1 protein-coding gene is annotated in these 570 nt (G+C 43.3%); it reads right to left on the bottom strand.

Features of this window, described 5'->3' with window-relative positions:
- Positions 1 to 121: 121 nt before the first annotated feature.
- Positions 122 to 570 (bottom strand): IS256 family transposase, variant Zn-binding type (locus tag BDE01S_RS10940; RefSeq protein WP_066081522.1); only part of this gene is annotated, 449 nt, incomplete at its 5' end.

The following is a 570-nucleotide window of genomic DNA, read 5'->3' as shown; positions in this document are numbered from 1 at the left end:
ACTGCTGAAAATACGGCTTATAGGACAAAAAAGGTGCTAATTTCGAGGACTTTACTCATATGGGACAAAAAAAGGGGTTATTTCCCGGTTAAATTAGAGAAATAATCCTTGAAACCTAATCTTATTTTCCTTCCTCATTCATACCCTTGTGACCCCCTAATTTCTGTTTCAAATCCGCAAACCGCCCGTCAAGCAAATTGGTCGTATTCGGAATGTGCAGATCAGGATAATCCTCAAAGGTAAACAGGTATGCCATATTCCTTTCCAGGCTTAAATAAGCACTCCGGAGTCTCTTATGCGTGCAATGAGATTTACCCGTTTCCTCGTTAAAGGTACGTCCGTTTAAAAAGCCCCGGTATTGTTCGTACCAAGCATTCAAGGCCGTCTGAAAGACGGCTTTTTTGCTGCTCTTCAGGCTCAGTATTAATTTGTATAACGCCCTCGCCGCTTCCGTTTTCGGATTGCGTGTCAGGTCAGTTGTTACCGTTTTGACCTGATGAAATTGGCACAGTTGGCAGGGAATATCGGGGAACTGTTGCAGCAATCCTTTTCTTCCGTCACAGATTATGC

Source organism: Bergeriella denitrificans NBRC 102155, assembly GCF_001592185.1.
GTDB lineage: Bacteria > Pseudomonadota > Gammaproteobacteria > Burkholderiales > Neisseriaceae > Neisseria > Neisseria denitrificans.
This window is presented reverse-complemented; position numbering and strand designations above follow the sequence as displayed.